Source organism: Limosilactobacillus secundus (assembly GCF_020784695.1).
GTDB lineage: Bacteria > Bacillota > Bacilli > Lactobacillales > Lactobacillaceae > Limosilactobacillus > Limosilactobacillus reuteri_F.
In genome coordinates this window covers 36,968-59,058 of sequence record NZ_JAJGUA010000031.1, presented here as the reverse complement: position 1 = coordinate 59,058, position 22,091 = coordinate 36,968, and the positions used below count along the sequence as shown (strand labels likewise).

At 39.8% G+C, this 22,091-nt stretch carries 22 protein-coding genes and 1 riboswitch; of the genes, 5 read left to right on the top strand and 17 right to left on the bottom strand.

Annotated features, from left to right (window positions below):
- Window positions 1–111: 111 nt before the first annotated feature.
- The 4 genes from lpdA to pdhA are packed head-to-tail and all read right to left on the bottom strand — an operon-like array spanning window position 112 to window position 4,995.
- Window positions 112–1,539, bottom strand: coding sequence for a dihydrolipoyl dehydrogenase (gene lpdA, locus LMB57_RS04665; RefSeq protein WP_229271963.1), 1,428 nt, complete (start codon window positions 1,537–1,539; stop codon window positions 112–114).
- A gap of 3 nt (window positions 1,540–1,542) precedes the next feature.
- Complete coding sequence (locus tag LMB57_RS04660) at window positions 1,543–2,877, bottom strand: 2-oxo acid dehydrogenase subunit E2 (RefSeq protein WP_229271962.1); 1,335 nt, start codon at window positions 2,875–2,877, stop codon at window positions 1,543–1,545.
- Between the two features lie 31 nt (window positions 2,878–2,908).
- Complete coding sequence (locus LMB57_RS04655; RefSeq protein ID WP_229271961.1) at window positions 2,909–3,886, bottom strand: alpha-ketoacid dehydrogenase subunit beta; 978 nt, start codon at window positions 3,884–3,886, stop codon at window positions 2,909–2,911.
- Between the two features lie 2 nt (window positions 3,887–3,888).
- Complete coding sequence (gene pdhA, locus LMB57_RS04650; RefSeq protein WP_019254060.1) at window positions 3,889–4,995, bottom strand: pyruvate dehydrogenase (acetyl-transferring) E1 component subunit alpha; 1,107 nt, start codon at window positions 4,993–4,995, stop codon at window positions 3,889–3,891.
- Between the two features lie 253 nt (window positions 4,996–5,248).
- On the opposite strand from pdhA, the gene def reads away from it, so the two are divergent.
- Window positions 5,249–5,809, top strand: a complete 561-nt coding sequence (gene def / locus LMB57_RS04645) for a peptide deformylase (protein ID WP_229271960.1) — start codon at window positions 5,249–5,251, stop codon at window positions 5,807–5,809.
- A gap of 52 nt (window positions 5,810–5,861) precedes the next feature.
- Here def and LMB57_RS04640 read toward each other — a convergent pair whose 3' ends face one another.
- Window positions 5,862–6,338 carry a hypothetical protein gene (locus LMB57_RS04640; protein ID WP_229271959.1) on the bottom strand — a complete coding sequence of 159 codons (477 nt, stop codon included), beginning with the start codon at window positions 6,336–6,338 and terminating at the stop codon, window positions 5,862–5,864.
- Between the two features lie 134 nt (window positions 6,339–6,472).
- On the opposite strand from LMB57_RS04640, the gene LMB57_RS04635 reads away from it, so the two are divergent.
- Together LMB57_RS04635 and LMB57_RS04630 are read left to right on the top strand one after the other, a co-directional pair.
- The gene (locus LMB57_RS04635) at window positions 6,473–6,685 is read left to right on the top strand and encodes a DNA-directed RNA polymerase subunit epsilon (protein ID WP_153710599.1); all 213 of its coding nucleotides are present in this window, start codon (window positions 6,473–6,475) and stop codon (window positions 6,683–6,685) included.
- A gap of 139 nt (window positions 6,686–6,824) precedes the next feature.
- The gene (locus LMB57_RS04630) at window positions 6,825–7,772 is read left to right on the top strand and encodes a diacylglycerol/lipid kinase family protein (protein WP_229271958.1); all 948 of its coding nucleotides are present in this window, start codon (window positions 6,825–6,827) and stop codon (window positions 7,770–7,772) included.
- Between the two features lie 71 nt (window positions 7,773–7,843).
- Here LMB57_RS04630 and LMB57_RS04625 read toward each other — a convergent pair whose 3' ends face one another.
- The 12 genes from LMB57_RS04625 to lysA all read right to left on the bottom strand — a co-directional run bounded on the left by LMB57_RS04625 (window position 7,844) and on the right by lysA (window position 19,170).
- Window positions 7,844–8,047, bottom strand: coding sequence for a hypothetical protein (locus LMB57_RS04625; protein ID WP_003668273.1), 204 nt, complete (start codon window positions 8,045–8,047; stop codon window positions 7,844–7,846).
- 151 nt (window positions 8,048–8,198) lie between these two features.
- Window positions 8,199–9,629 (bottom strand): C40 family peptidase, encoded by a 1,431-nt coding sequence (locus LMB57_RS04620; RefSeq protein ID WP_229271957.1) that lies wholly within the window; start codon window positions 9,627–9,629, stop codon window positions 8,199–8,201.
- 169 nt (window positions 9,630–9,798) lie between these two features.
- A complete protein-coding gene (locus tag LMB57_RS04615; RefSeq protein WP_003674385.1) occupies window positions 9,799–10,095 on the bottom strand; it encodes a hypothetical protein in 297 nt (98 codons plus the stop codon).
- Window positions 10,088–10,471 (bottom strand): hypothetical protein, encoded by a 384-nt coding sequence (locus LMB57_RS04610; protein ID WP_019254055.1) that lies wholly within the window; start codon window positions 10,469–10,471, stop codon window positions 10,088–10,090. Before LMB57_RS04610 ends, LMB57_RS04615 begins: the two co-directional genes overlap by 8 nt.
- A 230-nt stretch (window positions 10,472–10,701) precedes the next feature.
- The gene (locus tag LMB57_RS04605) at window positions 10,702–11,853 is read right to left on the bottom strand and encodes a glycerate kinase family protein (RefSeq protein ID WP_229278069.1); all 1,152 of its coding nucleotides are present in this window, start codon (window positions 11,851–11,853) and stop codon (window positions 10,702–10,704) included.
- An 80-nt stretch (window positions 11,854–11,933) separates the two neighbouring features.
- A complete protein-coding gene (locus tag LMB57_RS04600; protein WP_229278068.1) occupies window positions 11,934–12,992 on the bottom strand; it encodes an aspartate-semialdehyde dehydrogenase in 1,059 nt (352 codons plus the stop codon).
- 19 nt (window positions 12,993–13,011) lie between these two features.
- Window positions 13,012–14,196, bottom strand: a complete 1,185-nt coding sequence (locus LMB57_RS04595) for an aminotransferase class I/II-fold pyridoxal phosphate-dependent enzyme (RefSeq protein ID WP_229278067.1) — start codon at window positions 14,194–14,196, stop codon at window positions 13,012–13,014.
- A gap of 12 nt (window positions 14,197–14,208) precedes the next feature.
- The gene (dapB, locus tag LMB57_RS04590) at window positions 14,209–14,988 is read right to left on the bottom strand and encodes a 4-hydroxy-tetrahydrodipicolinate reductase (protein WP_229278066.1); all 780 of its coding nucleotides are present in this window, start codon (window positions 14,986–14,988) and stop codon (window positions 14,209–14,211) included.
- A 3-nt stretch (window positions 14,989–14,991) separates the two neighbouring features.
- Window positions 14,992–15,915, bottom strand: coding sequence for a 4-hydroxy-tetrahydrodipicolinate synthase (dapA, locus tag LMB57_RS04585; RefSeq protein ID WP_229278065.1), 924 nt, complete (start codon window positions 15,913–15,915; stop codon window positions 14,992–14,994).
- A gap of 27 nt (window positions 15,916–15,942) precedes the next feature.
- Window positions 15,943–17,088 carry an N-acetyldiaminopimelate deacetylase gene (locus tag LMB57_RS04580; protein WP_229278064.1) on the bottom strand — a complete coding sequence of 382 codons (1,146 nt, stop codon included), beginning with the start codon at window positions 17,086–17,088 and terminating at the stop codon, window positions 15,943–15,945.
- Between the two features lie 12 nt (window positions 17,089–17,100).
- Complete coding sequence (dapD, locus tag LMB57_RS04575) at window positions 17,101–17,811, bottom strand: 2,3,4,5-tetrahydropyridine-2,6-dicarboxylate N-acetyltransferase (protein WP_229278063.1); 711 nt, start codon at window positions 17,809–17,811, stop codon at window positions 17,101–17,103.
- A 48-nt stretch (window positions 17,812–17,859) separates the two neighbouring features.
- Window positions 17,860–19,170 carry a diaminopimelate decarboxylase gene (lysA, locus tag LMB57_RS04570; protein WP_229278062.1) on the bottom strand — a complete coding sequence of 437 codons (1,311 nt, stop codon included), beginning with the start codon at window positions 19,168–19,170 and terminating at the stop codon, window positions 17,860–17,862.
- 93 nt (window positions 19,171–19,263) lie between these two features.
- Window positions 19,264–19,443, bottom strand: a riboswitch (Lysine riboswitch).
- Window positions 19,444–19,650: 207 nt separating this feature from the next.
- Between lysA and LMB57_RS04565 the strand changes: the two genes are divergently transcribed.
- Window positions 19,651–21,009, top strand: a complete 1,359-nt coding sequence (locus LMB57_RS04565; protein ID WP_229278061.1) for an aspartate kinase — start codon at window positions 19,651–19,653, stop codon at window positions 21,007–21,009.
- A gap of 12 nt (window positions 21,010–21,021) precedes the next feature.
- A complete protein-coding gene (gene dapF / locus LMB57_RS04560; protein ID WP_229271948.1) occupies window positions 21,022–22,008 on the top strand; it encodes a diaminopimelate epimerase in 987 nt (328 codons plus the stop codon).
- Window positions 22,009–22,091: the final 83 nt, after the last annotated feature.

Below are 22,091 nucleotides of genomic sequence, written 5' to 3'. Positions count from 1 at the left end.
CCAAACGGAAATTTAGGAATAAAAGGCCTAAAAGAATCCAAACAGAAAAAGTTCTTAGTGATCTCAAAATCGAGTTATTAATCACTAAGAACTTTTTTAATTTATTAAAATTTAGATATGTGTTGGGAAGCCCAGCGCAATGTCTGCAGCTTCTTGAACAGGCTCATTCAATGTTGGGTGCGGATGAATTGTTAAAGCAACGTCTTCAACATTCATTCCACAGTTGACAATCAATGAAAGTTCACCAGCAAGGTCACTAACACCAGGGCCGACACCTTGAGCACCAATAACGTTCTTCTTATCTTTAGTGTAGATTAAGCGAATAAATCCTTCGGCAGCATCAAGAGAAACGGCACGAGCATTACCAGCAAATGGGAATTGGGCAGTAGATACATCAATTCCTTTATCTTTAGCTTCTTCAACCGTCATACCCACTTGAGCTAATTCTGGATCAGCAAAGCAAACCATTGGTACTCCAACCCAATCATTAGCAGTATTCTTACCAGCAATTGCACCCGCAGCAGTCTTAGCTTCAAAGAATGCCTTGTGCGCAAGAGCAGGACCAGGAACAATATCTCCAATAGCCCAAATACCAGGTACATTCGTCCGGCCTTGTTCATCAACAATTATTTGATGACGATCGTTTAACTTAACATTTGTCATATCAAGCCCAAAATCATCAGTATTTGGTTTACGACCAACAGATACCATGCAGTAGTCTGCTTTAATGCTCTTTTCGCTACCATCAACTTCATAAGTGACAGTAACACTATTTTCATCTTGCTCAGAATCCTTAGCCATTGCCTTAGTTACAATGTCTACGCCTTTCTTCTCAAGATTCTTGACAACAATATCAACCATATCGTGATCAAATCCACCGAGAATTGAATCAGTACCTTCAATAATCGTTACATGAGCACCAAGATCGGCATAAGCACCAGCTAATTCTGTCCCAATGTAGCCACCACCAATTACAACTAATTCTTCTGGTACTTCCTTGAGGTTTAAGCCACCGGTTGAATCAATAACACGGCCTTCAAACTTAAAATGAGGAATTTCTACTGGACGACTTCCTGTTGCAAGAATTAAATTCTTCCACGTGATAGTCCGACCATTATCATTATCCATGAATTGCTTTGGACCAGGCTTAATTACACGAAGTTGGTGGTCATTATCAAGAATTGCCTCGCCATCAATGATTTCAACCTTATGCTTCTTCAAAAGCATCTTAACTCCACGAATCATACGGTCGACAACTTTATGGTCTTTCCATTCTTGAGTCTTAGTAAAGTCTAACTTTGCATCGGTCTTAGAAATACCATAAATAGATGAGTCTAAAGTTTCTTGGTAACGGTGACCAGCAGCAATCAATGCTTTAGATGGTACACATCCAACATTTAGACAAACACCACCTAAACCTGGTTCTCCCTTATCAATTAAAGTAACCTTTTGACCTAATTCTGAAGCTCGAATAGCAGCTACGTAACCACCAGGACCTCCACCAACAATTACTGTATCCTTTTGTTCAACATCAGCCATTATCTAGCCCTCCATCATCAATAATTCCGGATCATGTAATAACTTGTTCATGTAATTCAATGCATGTTGTGCAAGCCCACCATCAATTAAACGGTGATCGTAAGTCAATGATAACTTCATCATTCGACCAACAACAATCTCACCATCTTCGTTAACGTATGGTTCCTTGTCAATTCGACCAACACCAAGAATGGCAACATCTGGTTGGTTGATAACAGGAGTGAACCAGCCACCACCAATTGAACCAATGTTACTGATACTGATAGTCCGACCAGCCATTGATTCTGGACTTAGCTTGTTGTCAAAGGCAGCCTGAGTATTTTCAGTAATTTCTTTTGCAATCTCAAACATACTCTTAGAATCTGCATTCTTAATATTTGGATTATAGAGACCGTGGTCAGTGTTAGTAAGGATTCCAACATTATAGTAGTGCTTGTAGACAATTTCTTGAGTAGAATCATCAATTGAAGCATTTAATTCTGGGAACTTCTTACATGTGGCAACCAAGGCCTTAATAATGTATGGCAAGAAAGTCAAGTGAATATCTTGTTCTGCAGCAACTGCCTTGTACTTCTTGCGACTAGCCATTAGAGCAGATACTTCAACTTCATCAAATGATGTAACATGTGGTGAGATATCCTTTGACTCACGAGTAGTCTTAGCGATAATCTTCCGCATATTAGACATTGGTTCACGTTCTTCAAGGTCGGCATTCCATGGCTTGATTGTATTACCAACGGTCTTAGCTGCAACTGGAGCAGTCTTAGCTGACGTAGTCGTACTCTTTTCTTCTTTAGCTGGAGCAACTGACCCATTAAAGTTATCAATATCTTCTTTAAGAACTTGACCGTGGTTACCACTTGGTTGAACAAGTGAGATGTCAACACCCTTATCACGGGCATATTGACGAACAGAAGGCATTGCCATTACAAGCTTATTTGGTTCTGCAAGTGGGGCTACTCCACCCTTTGAAGAATTATCTTCTGAAGGGGAATCTGCAGCTGGAGCCGTGGATTCTTCACTTTCAGTAGCTTCTTCACTGCCTGTATCAGTTTCATCATCATCGTCTTCACTTTCGACGTTTGTACTAATACCAGGCTTACCATCATCAATTTCAGCGAGCTTGTCGCCTTTTTCAACATGGTCGTCTTCTTTTACAAATAATTTTTTGACAGTTCCATCAACTGGAGATACCAATTGAGTAGTTGATTTATCAGTTTGAATTTCAATTAAAGGATCATCAGCTTTAATTGCTTCTCCTTCTTTAACGAGCCAAGAAGCAACATCACCTTCAGTTAATCCTTCTCCCATTTCTGGTAGTCTAAAAATGTATGCCATATCGTATTAACACCCTTTCTATTCCGTACTTTTAGTAATTAATTACTTCCCGTACGGCATCCTCAATATCACGTGCACCTGGAAGCCAAACATTTTCAGCTTGCGGGAATGGATATACTGAGTTAGGAGCAGCAACCCGGGTAACAGGAGCATCAAGGTACATAATTGCACCTTCTGAAATAGCTGATGCAACTTGGGCACCAACACCAGCCATCTTTTGCGCTTCTTGAACAATAACTACTCGGTGCGTCTTCTTAATTGATTCAAAGATCGTGTCAGTATCAAGTGGGTAAAGAGAACGCAAGTCGATAATCTCAGCAGAAATATTGTTCTTAGCTAATTTCTTAGCAGCTTTTTGTGCTTCTGATACTTCACCACCATAAGCGATAATCGTAACATCAGTACCTTCTTGAACAACATTTGCTTTATCCAATGGAACAGTATACTTGTCATCAGGAACTTCACCTTTGACTGAACGATAGAGACGAAGGTTTTCAAGGAAAAGAACTGGATCGTTATTTTCAATTGCAGAAATAATTAATCCCTTAGCATCGTAGGCAGAACTTGGTGCAACAACTCGTAATCCTGGAATACCAACGAAGAAGTTTTCAAGATCATCCCCGTGCAATTCAGCAGTATGAGTACCACCACCATAAGGAGTCCGAATAGTAATTGGTGCATGCTTAGTTCCATTGTATTGGAAACGGATCCGTGACATTTGAGCAGCGATAGAATCCATTGCTTCAAAAGTAAAGCCCATGAATTGAATTTCTGGTACTGGACGCCAGCCAGTTGCTGCTAAACCAATTGACATTCCTAAAATACCTGATTCGGCAAGAGGGGTACTAAATACTCGATCAACACCGTATTTTTCTTGAAGACCATTAGTAGCACGGAAAACACCACCATTTTTACCAACATCTTCACCGAATACTAAAGTCTTAGGATCTTCGGCTAAAGCGATGTCAATACCTTCAGTAATAGCTTTGATATAAGTCTTTTTAGCCATGATTACTTCGACTCCTTTTCTTCGTACTTCTTAATTTGTTCTTTAATGTCTGGAGTTGGTACTTCAAACGTCCGCTTCAACATATCGCTAACTTTTTCAGGTTCTACTGAGTCAGCTTCTTTCATTGCTTCTTTAAAGCTTTGTTTGCATTCATCAGCATATTTTTGTTCTTCTTCTTCAGACCAAAGTCCCTTTTTCGTTAGGTACTTGCGGAGACGAATCAATGGATCTTTATCAAACCATGGCTTTGTTTCATCCTCAGTCCGGTAACGAGTAGGATCGTCACCTGCTGAACTGTGAGCACCGAATCGGTATGTTAATGTTTCAATTAGCACTGGTCCATTACCAGCAGCAGCAAATTCACGAGCTTCCTTTGCAACTTCATAACATGCAAGGACGTCCATTCCATCAACTTGAACACCTGGAATTCCAGCAGCAACAGCCTTTTGGGCAATTGTTTGTGCTTCAGTTTGTAGCTTTCGTGGGAACGAAATAGCCCACCCATTATTTTGGATAATAAATACGCCAGGAACTTGGAATGCACCGGCAAAGTTCATTCCTTCATAAGTATCCCCTTGTGAGCTTCCACCTTCACCAGTGTAAGCATAGGCAACAGTGTCCTTTTCACCATTCTTCTTAATTCCAAGAGCACCACCAGCCATTTCGACCATCTGTGCTCCGATAATGATTTGTGGCCGGAGAGCACGTGCATCAAAAAGGTTACCTTTGATGTGCCCCTTTGACCATAAGTACATTTGAGCAACTGTTGCTCCATGTTGAATTAATTGTGGCAAATCTCGATAAGCAGGAAAAAGGAAGTCTTGCTTCTTAAATGCAGCAGCTGTTCCCATTTCAGAAGCTTCTTCACCCCAAGTTGGCGCATAGAAACCTAATCGACCTTGCTTTGAAAAACTCATTGTTTGTTCATGCAAGGCACGTTCCCAAACCATTTTTTTCATTAAGTCAACTAATAATTCATCACTGAAATTAGCCATTAATTCTTCGTTAACAACATTTCCGTCGTTATCTAGAATTTGTACGGGTTTTGCGTAAGGTACCCCTTCATTGGCTTTAATCTCAGCAAAATTGACAGCTTTGGTATTGGCCATATTCAACATTCCTTTCCAAATCCAATTAACATCATGTAAGCGATTGCTTACCTACATTTATAGTATAACCGATTGCTCAAATAATACAAGCGCTTTCATAAACTTAATGGACAGAATTATTAAAATGGTGCAAGTGAAGTATACGGTTTTTAAATTTATAGTTAACTATTGTTACCTCATATTCATTAGCAATTTTAAATAGTTATGATAGACTATAATATGACTGAATTTTTATATGGAGGCATAGTGAGTAATGTATTTAATGAAAGATATTACCCGTGATGGCAATCCCGTTTTACGTAAACGAGCTGCTAAGGTCTCATTTCCCCTATCTGATGAAGACCAAAAATTAGCAAAGGATATGATGAAATATTTAGAAGTAAGTCAAGATCCTGAATTATGTGAAAAATACAAGTTACGAGCTGGAGTTGGCCTTGCTGCTCCTCAAGTTGGTGTTTCAAAGCAAATGGCTGCTGTCCTTGTTCCTGCACCTGCTGAAGATGAAAAGCCCTTATTTAAGGACGTCATTATTAATCCAGTAATCGTTAGTGAATCGGTTCAATATGGTGCTCTTACTGAAGGTGAAGGTTGTCTTTCAGTTGATAAAGATGTACCTGGTTACGTACCACGACATGACCGCATCACATTACGTTATCAAGACGTTAATGGTGAAACGCATAAGGTACGATTAAAGCATTATCCAGCAATTGTTTGTCAGCATGAAATTGACCATTTGCATGGAGTGCTATTTTACGATCATATTAATAAAAATCAACCATTTGAGGCACCCGCAGACACAGTGATGATTAGTTAATTTTTACAAAAAATGGTCGAGAGAAAACCACTCTTTCTCCCGGCCATTTTAACTAATTACTATTTTGATTTAATTTTTTTAAATCTTCAATGTACTCAACAGTTGCTTCATTTATCAAATAGGCAATATCGATATGCAAAATTCCTTCATATTTCCACCAATCGGTTATAATAAATGGTTGAGAGGCATTAGGAGCCATCTTTAAATGATGTTGTTTTGCATATTCATCAAGTTTTGCTGCTAGTTTTTGACGTGTGAAATCATCAAGATTAATATATTCTTTTTTATAATCAAAATGGTATTCAAAAGCAAGTACACCTTTTCCCCAAACATCGGCAACAATTTGAGAATTCAGATTTTTATTCCAATGTAACATTTCTTTCAAACTAGTATTTAACGCTGCATCAGTAACGTCTTGAGCATTTTTCTGTACCATTATCGTTGCTCGCTTAAGAAATACGCGATGGATCGTTAAATAAAGAGCAATAACAATTATTGCTGCTAAAATACAGATTAAGAATATAACCATGGCTATCACCTCTTTGGCCTTTACCTTTATTTAATAATACCATGTTAGGAAAATTTAAGACACTTTTGGTCATCTGTGATAGAATAATAAAGTAATTACTGCATAATATCTTTAATTAAGGAGTTTTTAACAGTATGACTTTTAAAGTATACTACCAAGCTGATAAAACAAAACGCCCAGTCCGTGAAAATACTCAATCATTGTATCTTGAAGCTGATTCAGAAGCTGAAGCACTTTTAATGGTTGAACACAACACTGACTACAATATTGAATTTGTAGAACAACTTGATGAAAAGGCCCTTGCTTACGAAAAGCAAAATCCTAACTTTAAGTTGACGACGTTCTAAGCTTTTAATCATTAACAGAGGCTGAGAAAAACGCTTGTTTTTCTCAGCCTCCAACTTTCTTATGAACATTAGAAAAAATAGTGAATTAATTATTTAAATATTATTTTGCTTTTTGGCACCATTCAAAGGAGGAATATTGATGAATTATTCAATCATCCTCAACCGTCATGCTGGTAATGGCAATGCAGAAAAGGCATGGTCGTCAATCAAACCGGTTTTAGATCAACAACAAATTGATTATCACATGGAAACAACTAAGTATCCTAATCATGGAGAATACCTTGCCAGTCAAATCGCCCAATCGCATAATGCAGGATCAACAATTGTCATTGCGATTGGTGGTGATGGTACGCTGCATCAAGTTGTTAACGGACTTATGAAGACGGCCAAGCGATTGAATAAAGAACCACTTGCGGTTGGATATATTCCTGCTGGGACAGGAAATGATTTTGCCCGCGGTTACGGGATTTCTATGCATCCACAAAGGGCATTAAATCAAATTTTAACTGCAGACGCACCACAAAAAATTAACATTGGTCATTATCATGAGGCGATTCGGGGTGAAGAAGGCTATTTTCTTAATAATTTAGGAATTGGTTTTGACGCAGCAATTGTTAGTCGTGCTAATACATTTAAGGCTCATCACAAGAAAAATCATATTGGACGTTTCACCTATCTCCAAAAGGCAATTGGAGTAATCTATGATCAGGAACCCTTTACCTTGATGATTCAATCTGGGCGTGAACACTTTATTTTTCCGAAAGCTTACATCGCAATTACTAGCAACCACCCATTTATCGGTGGCGGATTTAAGGTCGCACCAAATGCTTCATTAAAGAAACCATCATTGGAATTAGTCGTTGCTGAACGAAAAGGTTGGCCTATGACAATTTGGCAATTACTGCAGTTAGCTCGGGGCAAGCTAGACCAATCAAAATTTGCCCACCACTTCCAAAGCGATAATCTCCACATCACAACTACTTCACTAGAATTTAGTCAAACTGATGGAGAAGAGATCGGTAATCGTTTTATCGACCTCACCTTAGACATTAGTCAATATCCAATTTGGCAAACAATAGAAAAATAAGTTAAAAGCAGTAAGCACAGAAGAGAATTTTTCTTCTAGCGCTTACTGCTTTTTGTTAATCTTTTATTTTATTAATCTTCAGAAGCTTCCATTGCTTCTAAAATAATCCGTAACTGACTGCATTCTTCTCGTAAAGATTGCATCTCTTCACCGTACTTTGGTTGAATAGTAACAGTCTGCGTACCCGTATTTTCCTGTCCCTCTTGTTTACATAAATCATCCAAACGGGACTGTGCACGGTATAAATCTTCTTCAATTTCATGTTTGTTACTCATATTTAACACTCCCCAATAAATGTGAAATATTTTTAGAGCAATACTGGAATTGCAATATAAGTAAGATAACACGAGCTTAGAAGAATGTTAACCCTTTTTAGGTTACATCTTTGTTACTATCTAATGAAAAAGCTCTAATAATCTATCAGAACTATTTAACTGTTCCGGCAAAACTTGGATTAAAGTATGGACTAATCGTGTAAGTCGATACATTAGTTCCAGGGCGAGCAGCTGCTACATATTGATTATTTCCTGTATAAATAGCAGTATGGTAAGTTGAACCATGGTTACCCCAGAACAAAAGATCACCTGGCTTAGCTTCACTAACTGGATGTTGGTCCACACAGTTTTCAAGGGCTCCCGTATAGTGTGGTAATTGCTTACCTTCCGCATTCGCATAAACATACTTAACTAATCCAGAACAATCCATTCCACTAAGGCTTTCACCACCCCATACGTATGGAACACTATTAGAGTTAGCAATCTTAGTGGCAAGGCTAACTACAGAACCATGTTGTAAATCTTGATTAGTAGTTGCTACTTGCTGTGCAGGTTGACTAGCAGCCGCTTGTGATTGTTGCGGTTGAGTTTGTGATGTTACAGCAGTTGTTTGTTGTGAAGCAGCAGCATTACTATTCTGAACATTAACCGTTGCTTGTGATGCTGGGGCAGTCTGTGATTGTGGTGCTTGACTTGCTACTGGTGCTGCTTGAACAAATGATTGTCCTAAAGCAGTCGTATTTACAGCTGTTGAAGCAGCCTGACTAACAGCAACGTTTTGCGTTTGTGGTGCAACACTATTTTCAGCTGAGGCAGAAGCAGTATTAGCTGTAGTAGGTTGAGCAGCATTTGTTGCAGTTGCTACGCTATTAGCAGCTGAAGAGCCAGTCGCAACCGTAGCTGTGTTATTTGCAAGAGCTGCGGTACTATTGGCAGCACTTTGACTAGGAACAGTTCCTGCTGGTTGGCTACTAGCCACATCTTGTTGAGGCACAGAAGCAGAGGCAACTGCTGAAGTTTGAACCTGAACTGATGAAGTTGCATCTGTCGATTGAGCAACTGGTTGCTGAGTTGATACACTCGCATCAGAAACAGGAGCACTTACAACAGGTGTGTTTACAGCAGTTGAGATCGCAGGACCCGTTACACTGAGTTGTTGTCCAATGTATAATGAGTCATTAGTGCTTAGGTTATTCCATGCCATTAATTGACTAACCGTTACATTATAACGATCAGCAATAGAGCTAAGCGTGTCGCCAGGCTTAACAGTATAACTACCATCAGCATTCAAATCAGCGCTAGCATCATGTTGAGCAGTAGGCAACGTTAATTGTTGACCAACCGTAATTAAGTCGATACTATCGTTTATCTTCTTAACTGAAGGATTTGCTTGTTCTAATGCACTAACAGAAAGTCCATGTTGTTTTGCAAGCCCCCAAATAGTGTCACCAGACTTAACAGTAAGCTGTTCAGCATTAACTGCTTGTGTTGTTACTGCTAATAAACTTAAGGCACTAACTGCTCCTGCAAAAACGCCACGAGATCGATGGTTATTTGAATGATGTGTTCTTTTTTTACTCATATAAATAAAACACCCTCCCAATAAGTTCCTAAAAACTAAACAAATAATAATAAATTAGTGAAATACACAATTCTAACTTTACCATTAATTTTTAAATGCGTATAGCAATTATTAGATAGTTCTTAAAAAACGTTACTCTTTCTTAAAACATTAACTATTATAATAATATTTAATCTATCATTTCGTTTTTCACACGATCCATGCGAGTTACTAATAACAATTCAATAATTGTAATAATACTCATTAATAGAACTGAGTAACGACTAGTCGTCATGAAAACAATAATTGCTAAGATACACAAGATCCAATTCAACCGTTTCTCTTGACGAATTACTCGGATAAAATCCTTCGTAACTTTATCTGGTCGTTGACTTGCCAAAAATCCAAGTTGACTATGCAAACGATTTTCCCAAATCACTAATCCTAAAAAGGCAATTGAAATAATAAACGTTATTAGGCTATTCATCATTATCCTCGCTATCATCGGCATGCACCGTCTTATTATTCGCTTGTGATTCATTGTATCGAGCGGATAAAATCTGCTGATACTTTTCCATGATTACTTTATTGATCGGTGTATCATTTAGGGTTGGATATTTTTCTTTTATTTTTTCTAAAACATCATCTGAAAAGTCATAAACGGTCTTAACTTCCTTTTCACCATTAAGAAATGCCAACGTCTCATCATAGTCCAGAGTTATTAAATCGCGCTGTGTACGGTCAGCATCTGGCTGGTGAAGAACATCCGGATCATCTTTTAGATCTTCCCGAAAGCCGTTTTCATCATATTGATATTTATTATCTTCCATTTTTAAATTCTCCTTGATTATCTTCCAATTCATTATACGGTCTTTATAAGACTAAGCCAAGCCAGTAATTTGCTGTAAAATGTGCGCAGAAAACAGTCTTCTCGACAAGGCGGTTGGCTAAGCTAAGGCGGGGGCATGGGCTGATTGTCGTTCGGCTGCGAACCTTGTGACGACGCGAAGCAGTTCCACATTATCTTACAATTGTCCATGAAATTAAAAGAGGGTGAGAAAAAAGGCAAAGTTTTTCCACCCTCTTTTAATTTCTAATTATTAACATGACTCACTTTAATTAAACGCGCAACGTTTTCTGCTGTTTGAGCAATATCAATAGGTGCATCTGCTAATGCTGTTTTTAATGGTTTAGCCCCTTCAGGAGTTGCAAAAATTGCATCAATGGCCGTGGATGAATATAGATCATTTACACCTTTACCAATATTTCCAGCCAACACAATTACTGGAGCATTAGGAGCCACCTCTTTAGTTGCCTTAGCGACTCCATATGGCGTTTTACCAAGTTTAGTCTGGAAATCAATTCCTCCTTCACCAGTAAAAACATAATCCGCACCAACTGCCTTTTTTTGTAGTTGAGTTGCTTCAATCACTAATTCTACTCCTCGCTTCATTGTCGCACCGGTAAACGCTATTAATCCGGCTCCTAAACCACCAGCTGCCCCTGCACCTGCTGTTTGTTCAACGTCTGGCCCACCAGCTGCAACTATTTTTCGTGCATAATGATGAAGATTTTTATCCAAGATATTCACCATTTCTCGGTCTGCTCCCTTTTGAGGACCAAATACTGGGGCTGCCCCATTTTTACCTGTTAAGGGGTTGGTAACGTCTGATGCAATTTGAATATCTACATTTTTTAAACGGGAATCTAAATCTCTAAAATCGATTTGATTCAAATTTGCTAACGCACCACCGCCTAAACCAATTTCATGATTATCAGCATCCAGTAAACGTGCTCCAAGCGCTTGGGCCATCCCCGCTCCCCCATCAACGGTTGCACTTCCACCAATTCCAATAATTATTTTTTTAATGTTATGGTCAAGAGCATCCTTAATTAACTCGCCGGTACCATATGTAGTTGTAATCAGCGGATTCGCAGTCTCCTTATTAACAAATTGAAGGCCACTTGCCGCCGCCATTTCAATCACTGCTGTTTCCCCATCACCTAATATTCCGTACTCAGCATTAACTAATTCATTTAATGGGTTATGAACTTTAGCAATCATTTTTTGACCGTTAATCGCATCAACTAAGGATTGAACAGTCCCTTCTCCTCCATCAGCCATTGGAACTAAAGCATACTCGGCATTCGGAAACACTCTTTTGATTCCTTCTGCCATCACATTTGCTGCTTCTTTTGCTGTTAATCCGCCTTTAAATGAATCTGGAGCAATTACAAATTTCATCACTGATCATCCTTTCATTATATATAATACAAAAAATACTCCCTATATTCAGAGAGTATTTTTTGTATGATTATAAAATTTTAAACTAACCCATTTGCAACTAAACGTTCTGCATTTTCAACGGTATTCCAGGCAGCCCCTTTAAGGAGATTATCAGCAACAACCCACATATTAAAGGAACCAGGATTTTCTTCATCTGCACGGAGCCGACCAACAAAAGTGTCACGCTTACCAACAGCATTAATTGGTTGAGGATAAACCTGGTGCGCAGGATCATCCTGCAGAACTACCCCGGGAGCATCCTTTAATACTGCCCGCAATTGGTCAACAGTTACCGTTGGATCGTCAACAGTAAAGTAAATGGATTCTCCATGAGCAATTGGGACAGGTACCCGAACACAAGTGGCAGTAACCTTAATATCCTTAGCGTCCATATTGTTTAACATGATCTTCTTTGTTTCATGGATCATCTTCCATTCTTCATGGGAGTAACCATCATCTTCAAAGACATCGATCTGGGGCAATAAATTAAAAGCTAATGGATAATGCTTCTTGTCACCCTTTGCTGGTAAAATCTTGGCGTCTGCTTGCATGTCTTTCCCATCGAGGTAGTCTTGGGTTTCTTGTCGCAGTTCATTTAAAGCTGATTGACCTGCTCCAGAAGCCGCCTGGTAAGTTGAAACAATAATTTGGTTCAACCCAAATGCTTGGCGGATTGGTTCCAATGCTACCACCATTTGAATTGTCGAACAGTTAGGATTAGCAATAATTCCATGATGATTTTCTAATGCCTCTTCATTTACTTCTGGAACTACTAGCGGTACATCAGGTTCCATTCGAAAAGCACTCGTATTATCAACGCAAACTGCTCCCCGCTTTACTGCTTCTGGAAGGAACTTTTTTGATACTGATCCACCAGCAGATGAAAGCACGATATCAACTCCATCAAAAGAATCAGGTGTCGTTTCTTCAACAGTGATCGGTTGGCCCTTAAATGATAATTGCTTACCAGCTGACTTAGCAGATGCCAGTAATTTCACACTCTTTACTGGAATTGTTGATTGTTCCAATTGCTGAATCATCCGTGTACCAACTGCACCAGTAGCACCCAAAATTGCGACATTATATTCTTTACTCATCTTAGTTCCTTCTTTCAACCTATCCTAAATTTTTCATAAAATTTTGTAACCGTTCAATCGCCGCATCAATAACAGAATCTGCCGCTGCATATGATAAGCGAATATATCCTTCTCCACCAGGACCAAATGCATTCCCGGGAATTACGCCAACTTTAGCTTCGTGAGCTAATTTACGTGCAAAGGCAAGGTCATCCTTTCCAAATTGAGCAGGGATTTTAGCAAAAATATAAAATGCTCCATCTGGCAACGCAATTTCAAAGCCCATCTTTCGCATTGCACTCGCAAGTTTATCTCTCCGTTGACGATAGGCCTGCTTAAATTTTTGCGGATCATCATCCCCGTTTTCTAACGCTTCAATCGCAGCCGCTTGAGCAGTATCATTTGGGCACGTTACCATAAATGAATGCATCTTTGACATCGTTGAAATGAATTCTCCCGGGCCAGCCACATATCCTAAACGATAACCCGTCATTGCATGTGATTTTGACAAACCACTAATCAGAATTGTCTGCTCAGGCAAAAGCGTCGCAAGTGAATGAAACGGTTGATCGTACATCAATGAACTATAAATCTCATCAACAATCGCATAAATGTGATGGTCTTTAATTACTTTAGCCAATCCTTTTAGTTCTTCTTCAGTGTATGAACGGCCAGTTGGATTATTAGGATAATTTAAGAGAACGGCCTTTACTGTAGGACCCTCTTTGGCTAATACCTCTTCTAGCCCTTCAGCAGATAGCAAAAAGCCATCATCAGCAGTATTAACTTTGATCGGTTCAGCACCAGTTAGGGAAATGCTCGGGAAATATAGCGAAAATGCTGGAGTGGGAATAATTACTTTATCTCCCGGATTTAACATCGCAAATGTTGTCGCCGTTACCGCTTCTGTTGCCCCAATCGTGACTACAACTTCGGTTTCAGGGTCATAGTAAACATGACGACTTTGCTCAAGATATTTACTAATCGCTTTGCGTAATTCGATTTTACCCTTACTCGGTGAATAGTGAGAATCATCATTTTGAATACTTTCAATTGCCGCCTTTTTAACGTGATCTGGGACAGCAAAGTCAGGTTCACCAAGTGTTAATTTTACTAGTCCAGGAACGGCAGAAATTTCTTCATCAAATGCACGAATCTGTGCTGGCGGAACAGCTGCCAAATAACTATTTACGGTGGTTGCTAATTCAACATGAAGTCTTGGCATTTTTTCACCTTCTTATAAAATATTTTCTAAGCCAATTACCAATTTTGATAATCCATCAACTTTCTCCAGAGCAACTTTAACCCCATTCATGAAGGATTGACGGTCAAATGAGTCTTGGCGGATAGTTAGGGCCTCACCATCCCCACCAAAGAGAACTTGTTCGTGAGCAATGTACCCCGGAAGCCGAACGGCATGAATCTTAATTCCATGGTAATCACCACCCCGAGCACCGGTTAAACTCTCTGTTTCATCAGGATTTGTCTCATGTGCAGGACGGACTTGATCGATCAACTTTGCGGTACTCAAGGCCGTTCCCGATGGGGCATCTTTTTTATCACCATGATGCATTTCAATAATTTCAACGTCAGGGAAGTATTTAGCCGCTTCCTGAGCAAATTTCATAAGAAGAACTGCCGACATCCCAAAATTAGCAGCGATCAATCCACCCACTTGTTTTTCTTCACTGAGACGCACTAGGTCTGCTTGTTGTTCATCGGTTAAGCCAGTCGTGCCAACAATCGGCCTCATTCCGTGTTCAAGTGCAAACTTAACATCCTGATAAACGGCACTTGGCAAGGTAAAATCAATCCAAATATCAGCAACCCCATCTTCAATTTCATCCAAAGTTTGATAAGGATGAACAGATGATGCAAGGTGAAAATCAGCCATATTCTCTTTTGTTAAGGTTGGTGCAAGCGCAGCGGTAATTTCAAATCCAGCGAGTGAGTTCACTAGGTCAACTGCCTTTTGTCCCATTGCTCCAGTCGCACCAGCAATTAAAACTTTTTTCATGCTTTATTCCCCCAAATTTAAAGGTAAGTTCTTAGTAGTCAGCGAATTAGTAGGTAAGGATAAGGCAGCCTCTAATTCGCGTTTCTCTTCTTCATTTAATGGAAGAATTGGTAAGCGACAACTACCAACGTTAAAACCTTGCGCATTCAAAACCGCTTTAACTGGTGATGGTGATGGGAACATAAACAAAGCAGCCATCCGGGGAGTTAACCACCGTTGCAACTTACCAGCAGTTTGATAATCGCCTCGGTATAGCGAGTCATACATTTGGCGCATTTGATCGACATAGGTATGGGAAGCAACCGAGATAACCCCATTTGCTCCTAAAACCCGGGCAGTTAGCGCCTGTGCATCTTCACCCGTGAAAACTGCAAAATCAGGGTCGCGGTGTTCAACAATGTATTCAAGTTCTTCCAAAGATGTACATTGTTTTACAGCGGCGATATTTTGATGGTGAGACAATTCTACTACGGTTTCCTGAGCCATCTTTACCCCTGTACGACCAGGAATGTTGTAAATGATGATTGGGAGGTCAACATTATCCGCAACTGCTGTGAAATGAGCCACCATTCCCCGTTGGTTAGGTTTGTTATAAGGAGGAACAACAACAAGGGCATAGTCGATACCGTTAATTTGCGCAACTTCATTAGTAAAGGCAATCGTTTCTTTAGTATTATTACTTCCAGTTCCAGCAATAACCGGAACCCGTCCGTTTACAATTTCACCGAAATGTTGGTATAGCTCAATTTTTTCATCATGAGTGAGTTCTGGAGTTTCTCCAGTAGTTCCCCCGATAACAAAACCGTTGCTCCCGTGTTCAATTAAGTAATTTGTTAAATCCTCTAAACGACCATAATCAATATTTCCCTCATCATCAAAAGGGGTTACAATTGCCGTCATTAAGTCTGCATTTTGTAATAATGTCATATTCATTCCTCCATTATTTATTCCGTACTAATTTTGCATTCGATATTCAAGAAAACCAGTAATCGCATCTACTCCACGTTTAATTGCTTTTTCATTGGGAGTAAGGGTGGCCGAATGTAATTGTGAATTATCTTCAACCCCAAGCCAAAACATGGTCCCTGGAAATTTAGCCAATAAGTAGCCAAAGTCTTCCCCAGTCATTGCTGGTTCTGTCTCTATAAAGTTTACAGTTGGTGTTTCTTCCATATAACGAATAAACCGTTTTGTTAATTCTGGATTGTTCTCTACTGGCCAATAGCCACCCTGATTTAATTCAAGGGAAACCTCCATGTTAAAACTGCGTCTGATTCCTTCACATACGTCCCGCAAGCGGTCATCAATAGTTTCAATCATCGTCTGCGTTAGTCCCCGAATCGTTCCTTCAATCCGCGTATGGCCAGCAATAACATTTCGAATCGTCCCGCCGGCAATCTTTCCTAAGGTAATTACACCACTTTGAATAGGATCGATACTCCGCGAAATCACAGTCTGCACTTGAAGAATCAATGATGCGGCCGCAACAACTGTATCATTAGCATTTTGAGGATACGCCGCGTGACCTCCCTTACCATTGAGGTCAATATTAACTTCTGTGGTTCCCGCAAACAAGGTCCCCATCCGACAGCCAATTGCTCCTGCTGGCAAATCAGGATTATCATGCAAACCGTAAAACTCATCTGGTTTCCACTTTCCACTAAACAAGCCCAGTTCATATGCCCGCTTTCCACCATTTTCGCTTTCTTCGGCCGGTTGGAAGAAAAACAGTAGATTATCTTGCGGCTGGTGTTCACTAAAATAATTCAATACGCCTAATGCAACCGTCATATGAATATCATGACCACAGGCGTGCATTACTCCCGGATGGGTTGATGAGTATGGCAAGCCTGTTTGTTCCTCAACTGGTAAAGCATCGATGTCTGTTCGGTAGCCAATTGTTCGTTGTGGATTCTGACCATGCACCACCACCATAAGAGCAGTTGGCAATTCCTTAAAGGTACGAACTTCTAAAAAGGCTTGGTTAAAACCAGCAATCGTCTCCACTAAGTATTGGTGAGTATCAAATTCCTGAAGAGCCAGTTCCGGAATCTGGTGGAGATGACGACGAATTTGAATTAATTCTTCTTCTGTTAGCATCTTGACCTCCTCCTAGAGCTTCCGTAAATCGTCCTCTAGTTCAGTCTTACCAGCGGTTTGGTCATCGACATTCTTAATAAACTTAGCAGGAACTCCCGCAACCATTGTGCGAGGGGCTACATCATGGGTAACCACGGCGCCAGCAGCAATGACGGCCCCTTCTCCTACATGAACCCCTTCAATTACCACCGCATTGGCGCCAATCATTACATTGTCATCAATGCGGACTGGTTCAGCTGAAGCCGGTTCAACAACCCCAGCTAATACAGTACCAGCACCAATATGACAGTGACGACCAACAATTGCACGGCCACCAAGAACTGCCCCCATATCAATCATCGAATCAGCACCAATTTCAGCACCAATATTAATTGTTGCTCCCATCATAATGACAGCATTGTCACCAATAAGCACTTTATCGCGAATAATTACTCCTGGCTCAATGCGGGCATTAATATTCTTCAAATCAAGCAAAGGAACTGCTGAATTACGCGCGTCGTTTTCCACGTGGTAAGATTCAATCGCTGAACTGTATTCCTTTAATAACGGTTCAATAACTGTCCAATCACCGAAAATAACCCCCGTATGCTGTTCAAGAAATGTTTCTACTTCTGTGGGAAATTCTAAATCACCCAAATTTCCTTTAAGGTAGACCTTTACCGGTGTCTTCTTTGGTGCGTTACTAATGTAGTTAATGATTGTTTGTGCATCTAATTCAGCCATAATTATTTACCTCTTTCTTCCTTTATATATATGTCTATATATGTCAAATTATTGTTGGTATGGTTCATCCAAATGAATTAAATCATCATAGGTTTCTCGTTTAATTACAACCTGGGCTGTGCCTTTTTCCGCAAAGACAACTGCTGGACGAGGATTCCGATTATAATTTGAAGCCATGGAGTAGCCATAAGCACCAGTATCAAGCATTGCTAAGACATCCCCTGGTTTTGTAGCAGGTAATGCCTGATTCTGACTGAGAATATCACCAGACTCGCAATACTTTCCCGCTACCCGAACATGTTCAATCAACTCTGCACGAGGATTATTTGCTAAGACCGTTTCATATTGTGCTTCATAAAGTGTTGGACGAATGTTATCGCCCATTCCTCCATCAACTGTTACATATGGCTTCAATCCTGGTACATCTTTACGTGATCCAACAGTATAAAGATTATAGCCAGCAGGCCCCGCGATTGAACGTCCTGGTTCTATCCAGATTGCCGGCATGGCAAGGTTTGTTTCTTTAATTTCAGTTTTGATAGCCTTAATAATTGCTGCCACAAATTCTTCTGGAGCAAGTGGTGTATCATCTTTTACATAACGAATTCCAAAGCCACCTCCAACGTTGATCACAGCAGCTTGGTAGTTGAATTTTTCTTGCCAGTGGGCGGCAACTTCAACTAACTTCTTAGCTACTCCTTCAAATCCCGCAAGTTCAAAAATCTGTGAGCCAATATGGGCATGCAATCCTTTTACTTGCATCCGGGGATTCTCGAGGACTTTTGCTAACGCCTCATCTGCCTGTCCTGATTGAAGGTCAAACCCAAATTTACTATCAACTTGACCAGTTTGAATGTATTTATTTGTATGAGCAGAAATTCCAGGAGTAATTCGCAACATCACATCAATATGCGCATCATGCTCTTCCAAAACATCTGCTAATAATTCAATCTCATGGAAGTTATCAATCATGATTGTTCCCACGTGATGATCAATTGCCATTTCTAATTCTTCCCGTGATTTATTGTTTCCGTGAAAACTAACATTAGCCATTGGAAAGTCAGCTTTGATTGCAGTATACAATTCACCACCCGAAACAACATCAACATGCGCACCTTCTGCAGCAACTACTTGATACATTGCGATTGCTGAAAAAGCTTTACTAGCATAGCTAACTGCATAATCAACACTGTTTTCTTCAAAAACTTGCTTAAATGCTCGGATCTGGTTACGAATCTGTTGAACATCATAAACAACTAATGGGGTACCAAACCGGTGAGCTAATTCAACTGCATCACATCCCCCAATCGTTAGGTGACCAGCAGCGTTTATTTGTTGATCAGAAATTTGTTCGTTCATTTGTAATTCCTCCATGAAGTTTGTAGTAAAGAGGCTGTATAAAAAAATCCACTGTCTGCGCAAACAAACAGTGGAATTCACTTATCCATTCTGATTTGTCGATAGCGCAACGCAGGCTCTTATTGTCCTACGACAGTCCGTAGCTTATTCAACTACGACCCAGCTACTTAATATGCCAAACTAAGCGCTTCGGCAACTTCCCTGTTCAACTAACCTCAATGTCTTGGCGAACTAAATTAGTTTACTAGTGTCGGTTGCGCCTCTTCGATTTATACATAGCTTATAAGTCTTTTATGAGAATGTCAATATAAATAATTAAATTTAAAAAAGTTTTTTTAATCTATTAGATGTAAGAAAGTTAATTGCACTAAACTTTCGTAACTTAAAAGCTTGCATGTCACCTCCAATGTGTTAGAATTCGATTAAATTATTTTCGAGATAAATTAGCAGTCCTAATTATCTCAAAGGAGTATTTTAAGTATGAAAGTCGTAAAATTTGGTGGAAGCTCTCTGGCTAATGGAGAAGCCTTTCAAAATGCAATTAATATTATTACCTCGGACCTACAACGACGGGTAATTGTCACTTCTGCGCCGGGCAAACGCTTTGCCGATGATATTAAGGTCACTGACTTGCTGATTAAATATGCCCAAACAGTAATCGCAGGCCAAAATCCCCAAGACATCGTTGAACAAATTTTAAATCGATATCAAGAGATTGCTGCTTATTTTAGCTTACCAGCAGATAAATTAATTCCGCTAGCCGAACAACTGGAAGGTCTTTCGAACCATACTTACCCAAATGATAACTATCTCTTGGCCGCTTTCAAAGCTCATGGTGAACGTTTAAATGCCCAACTAATGGCAATTCTTTTGCAACATTTAGGTTACGAAGCACGTTTTGTGACACCAAGTGAAGCTGGTATTATCGTTACTGGAACTCCCAATAATGCTAACGTTATCCCAGAAACATATGCAAACTTGAGTCATTTTACGTTTAATGAGAACGAATTCTTAGTATTCCCCGGTTTCTATGGTCTCACTCTTGCTGGCCACATCGCTACTTTTTCTCGTGGTGGTTCTGATATCACCGGTGCAATTCTTGCGCGCGGTCTTCATGCCTCCACTTATGAAAATTTCACCGATGTTGATGCTATTTACTCAGCCAATCCACAAATTGTCGATCATCCGCAACCAATCACTACCATGACTTACCGGGAAATGCGGGAACTATCTTATGCTGGTTTTTCTGTCTTTCACGATGAAGCATTGATTCCTGCCATTCAAGGAAATATTCCAATCAATGTTCGTAATACTAATGATCCTGAAAAGCCGGGAACAATGATTGTCCCTGATAAAGATTTTCAACCAAGTGACATTGTAACGGGAGTCGTGAGCGGAAAACACTTTGCAGCCCTTTACCTTCACAAATATCTTCTTAACAAGCAAGCAGGTTTTACTCTTCGTATTCTTGAAATTCTCGCAAAGCACAACGTCTCATACGAACATATGCCTTCAGGAATCGATGATATAACAATTATCCTTGATCGAAATGCAATTAATGACCAATTAATCGATACCATCTGCAATGAAATTCAAGAAGAGATTAATCCTGACCGTTTAGAATGGATTGACAATTATGCAATTACCATGGTTGTTGGTGAAGGTATGCGTAATCGCACGGGGGTAATTGATGATATTTTAGTGCCCCTAGCTGAAAAACACATTGCGGTTCCCATGATTAATCAAGGAGCTTCACGAATTGCAATTATGATTGGGACATACAACGAAGATGCAGATGAAGCTGTTCGAGCTATTTACCATCGCTTTTTTGTAAATTAGGAGGAACTATTTATGGTGCAGTTATTAAAAGTACACGGATCACAAAATGCCTTTTTTATTCTTGACCAAACACAACTGACCAATCCCCTTACCGATGAAGAATTAGTTTCATTTACCCAGCAAATAACTGATGCACAAAATGGCGTTCTCGGTGGTGCTGATGGCGTTTTAGTTGTTAACCATCCAACTAGACCAGGATCAGCAGCACAAATGCGGGTAATTAACGCAGACGGTAGTGAAGCTTCAATGTGCGGTAATGGTTTAAGAACAGTTGCCCGGTATGTAGCAGAACGTGATAATTTAACCGATTTTAAAGTCGATACAATGAATGCTAGCCTTCGTGTTCGTCAGCATGAAGACCTTGCACCCAGAGTACCTGCTTTTGCCGTTGAAATTTCACCAGTAAAGTTTGACAGGACTGCTTTGCCATTTGATAATCTTGGCCATGAGCGCCTGTTAGACACCCTTGTCCCTGAATTATATCCCAGTCTCCGTTTTTCAGCCCTTGCTGTTCCTAACCCCCACTTAATTAGTTTTGTTAGTATGGAAGAGCTTAATGGTCCAGCACTTAAACAATTAGGTACACGGTTAAATAGTGATAATCCTTACTTCAGTGATGGGGTAAATGTTAACTTTGGTCATATTCTCGGTCATAACAAACTCTTTGTAAAAACGTTTGAACGAGGAGTCGGCTTTACAAATGCTTGTGGGACAGGTATGTCTGCCACTAGTCTCGCTTTAGCCCTCACTCATCCAGACGCAGCATCATTTAATGAACCAATTAGTGTTTATAATCCTGGTGGCATGGTCAAGACAATTCTTCACCGTGATGACTACAACTACTGGATCGAATTAATCGGTAATGCTACGTTTACTCATACTCTTACCGTAGATGAATCATCTTTACACGCAGTTGATCTAGCTGACCTTCGTAAAAACGTTGTCGAAAGCAATGAAAATCAAGCTTACCAGACATTCGTTGACTCATTATCATTTTAATTTAATCATTTAATCGAAAAAACCGAGGTTAAGAAATTTCTTAGCCTCGGCTTTTTATAATTATTCGATGTGACAAACAATAA

Excerpts from the sequence above, each read along its gene's own strand:
- LMB57_RS04655 (WP_229271961.1), bottom strand. The coding sequence starts at position 3,886 with ATGGCTAAAAAGACTTATATCAAAGCTATTACTGAAGGTATTGACATC.
- LMB57_RS04605 (WP_229278069.1), bottom strand. The coding sequence starts at position 11,853 with ATGAAATTTGTAATTGCTCCAGATTCATTTAAAGGCGGATTAACAGCA.
- LMB57_RS04610 (WP_019254055.1), bottom strand. The coding sequence starts at position 10,471 with ATGAATTGGAAGATAATCAAGGAGAATTTAAAAATGGAAGATAATAAA.
- LMB57_RS04625 (WP_003668273.1), bottom strand. The coding sequence starts at position 8,047 with ATGAGTAACAAACATGAAATTGAAGAAGATTTATACCGTGCACAGTCC.
- def (WP_229271960.1), top strand. The coding sequence starts at position 5,249 with ATGTATTTAATGAAAGATATTACCCGTGATGGCAATCCCGTTTTACGT.
- LMB57_RS04660 (WP_229271962.1), bottom strand. The coding sequence starts at position 2,877 with ATGGCATACATTTTTAGACTACCAGAAATGGGAGAAGGATTAACTGAA.
- LMB57_RS04600 (WP_229278068.1), bottom strand. The coding sequence starts at position 12,992 with ATGAGTAAAGAATATAATGTCGCAATTTTGGGTGCTACTGGTGCAGTT.
- LMB57_RS04615 (WP_003674385.1), bottom strand. The coding sequence starts at position 10,095 with ATGAATAGCCTAATAACGTTTATTATTTCAATTGCCTTTTTAGGATTA.
- LMB57_RS04595 (WP_229278067.1), bottom strand. The coding sequence starts at position 14,196 with ATGCCAAGACTTCATGTTGAATTAGCAACCACCGTAAATAGTTATTTG.
- LMB57_RS04620 (WP_229271957.1), bottom strand. The coding sequence starts at position 9,629 with ATGAGTAAAAAAAGAACACATCATTCAAATAACCATCGATCTCGTGGC.
- pdhA (WP_019254060.1), bottom strand. The coding sequence starts at position 4,995 with ATGGCCAATACCAAAGCTGTCAATTTTGCTGAGATTAAAGCCAATGAA.
- LMB57_RS04635 (WP_153710599.1), top strand. The coding sequence starts at position 6,473 with ATGACTTTTAAAGTATACTACCAAGCTGATAAAACAAAACGCCCAGTC.
- dapD (WP_229278063.1), bottom strand. The coding sequence starts at position 17,811 with ATGGCTGAATTAGATGCACAAACAATCATTAACTACATTAGTAACGCA.
- LMB57_RS04565 (WP_229278061.1), top strand. The coding sequence starts at position 19,651 with ATGAAAGTCGTAAAATTTGGTGGAAGCTCTCTGGCTAATGGAGAAGCC.
- LMB57_RS04630 (WP_229271958.1), top strand. The coding sequence starts at position 6,825 with ATGAATTATTCAATCATCCTCAACCGTCATGCTGGTAATGGCAATGCA.
- dapF (WP_229271948.1), top strand. The coding sequence starts at position 21,022 with ATGGTGCAGTTATTAAAAGTACACGGATCACAAAATGCCTTTTTTATT.
- lpdA (WP_229271963.1), bottom strand. The coding sequence starts at position 1,539 with ATGGCTGATGTTGAACAAAAGGATACAGTAATTGTTGGTGGAGGTCCT.
- LMB57_RS04580 (WP_229278064.1), bottom strand. The coding sequence starts at position 17,088 with ATGCTAACAGAAGAAGAATTAATTCAAATTCGTCGTCATCTCCACCAG.
- dapB (WP_229278066.1), bottom strand. The coding sequence starts at position 14,988 with ATGAAAAAAGTTTTAATTGCTGGTGCGACTGGAGCAATGGGACAAAAG.
- dapA (WP_229278065.1), bottom strand. The coding sequence starts at position 15,915 with ATGACATTATTACAAAATGCAGACTTAATGACGGCAATTGTAACCCCT.
- lysA (WP_229278062.1), bottom strand. The coding sequence starts at position 19,170 with ATGAACGAACAAATTTCTGATCAACAAATAAACGCTGCTGGTCACCTA.
- LMB57_RS04640 (WP_229271959.1), bottom strand. The coding sequence starts at position 6,338 with ATGGTTATATTCTTAATCTGTATTTTAGCAGCAATAATTGTTATTGCT.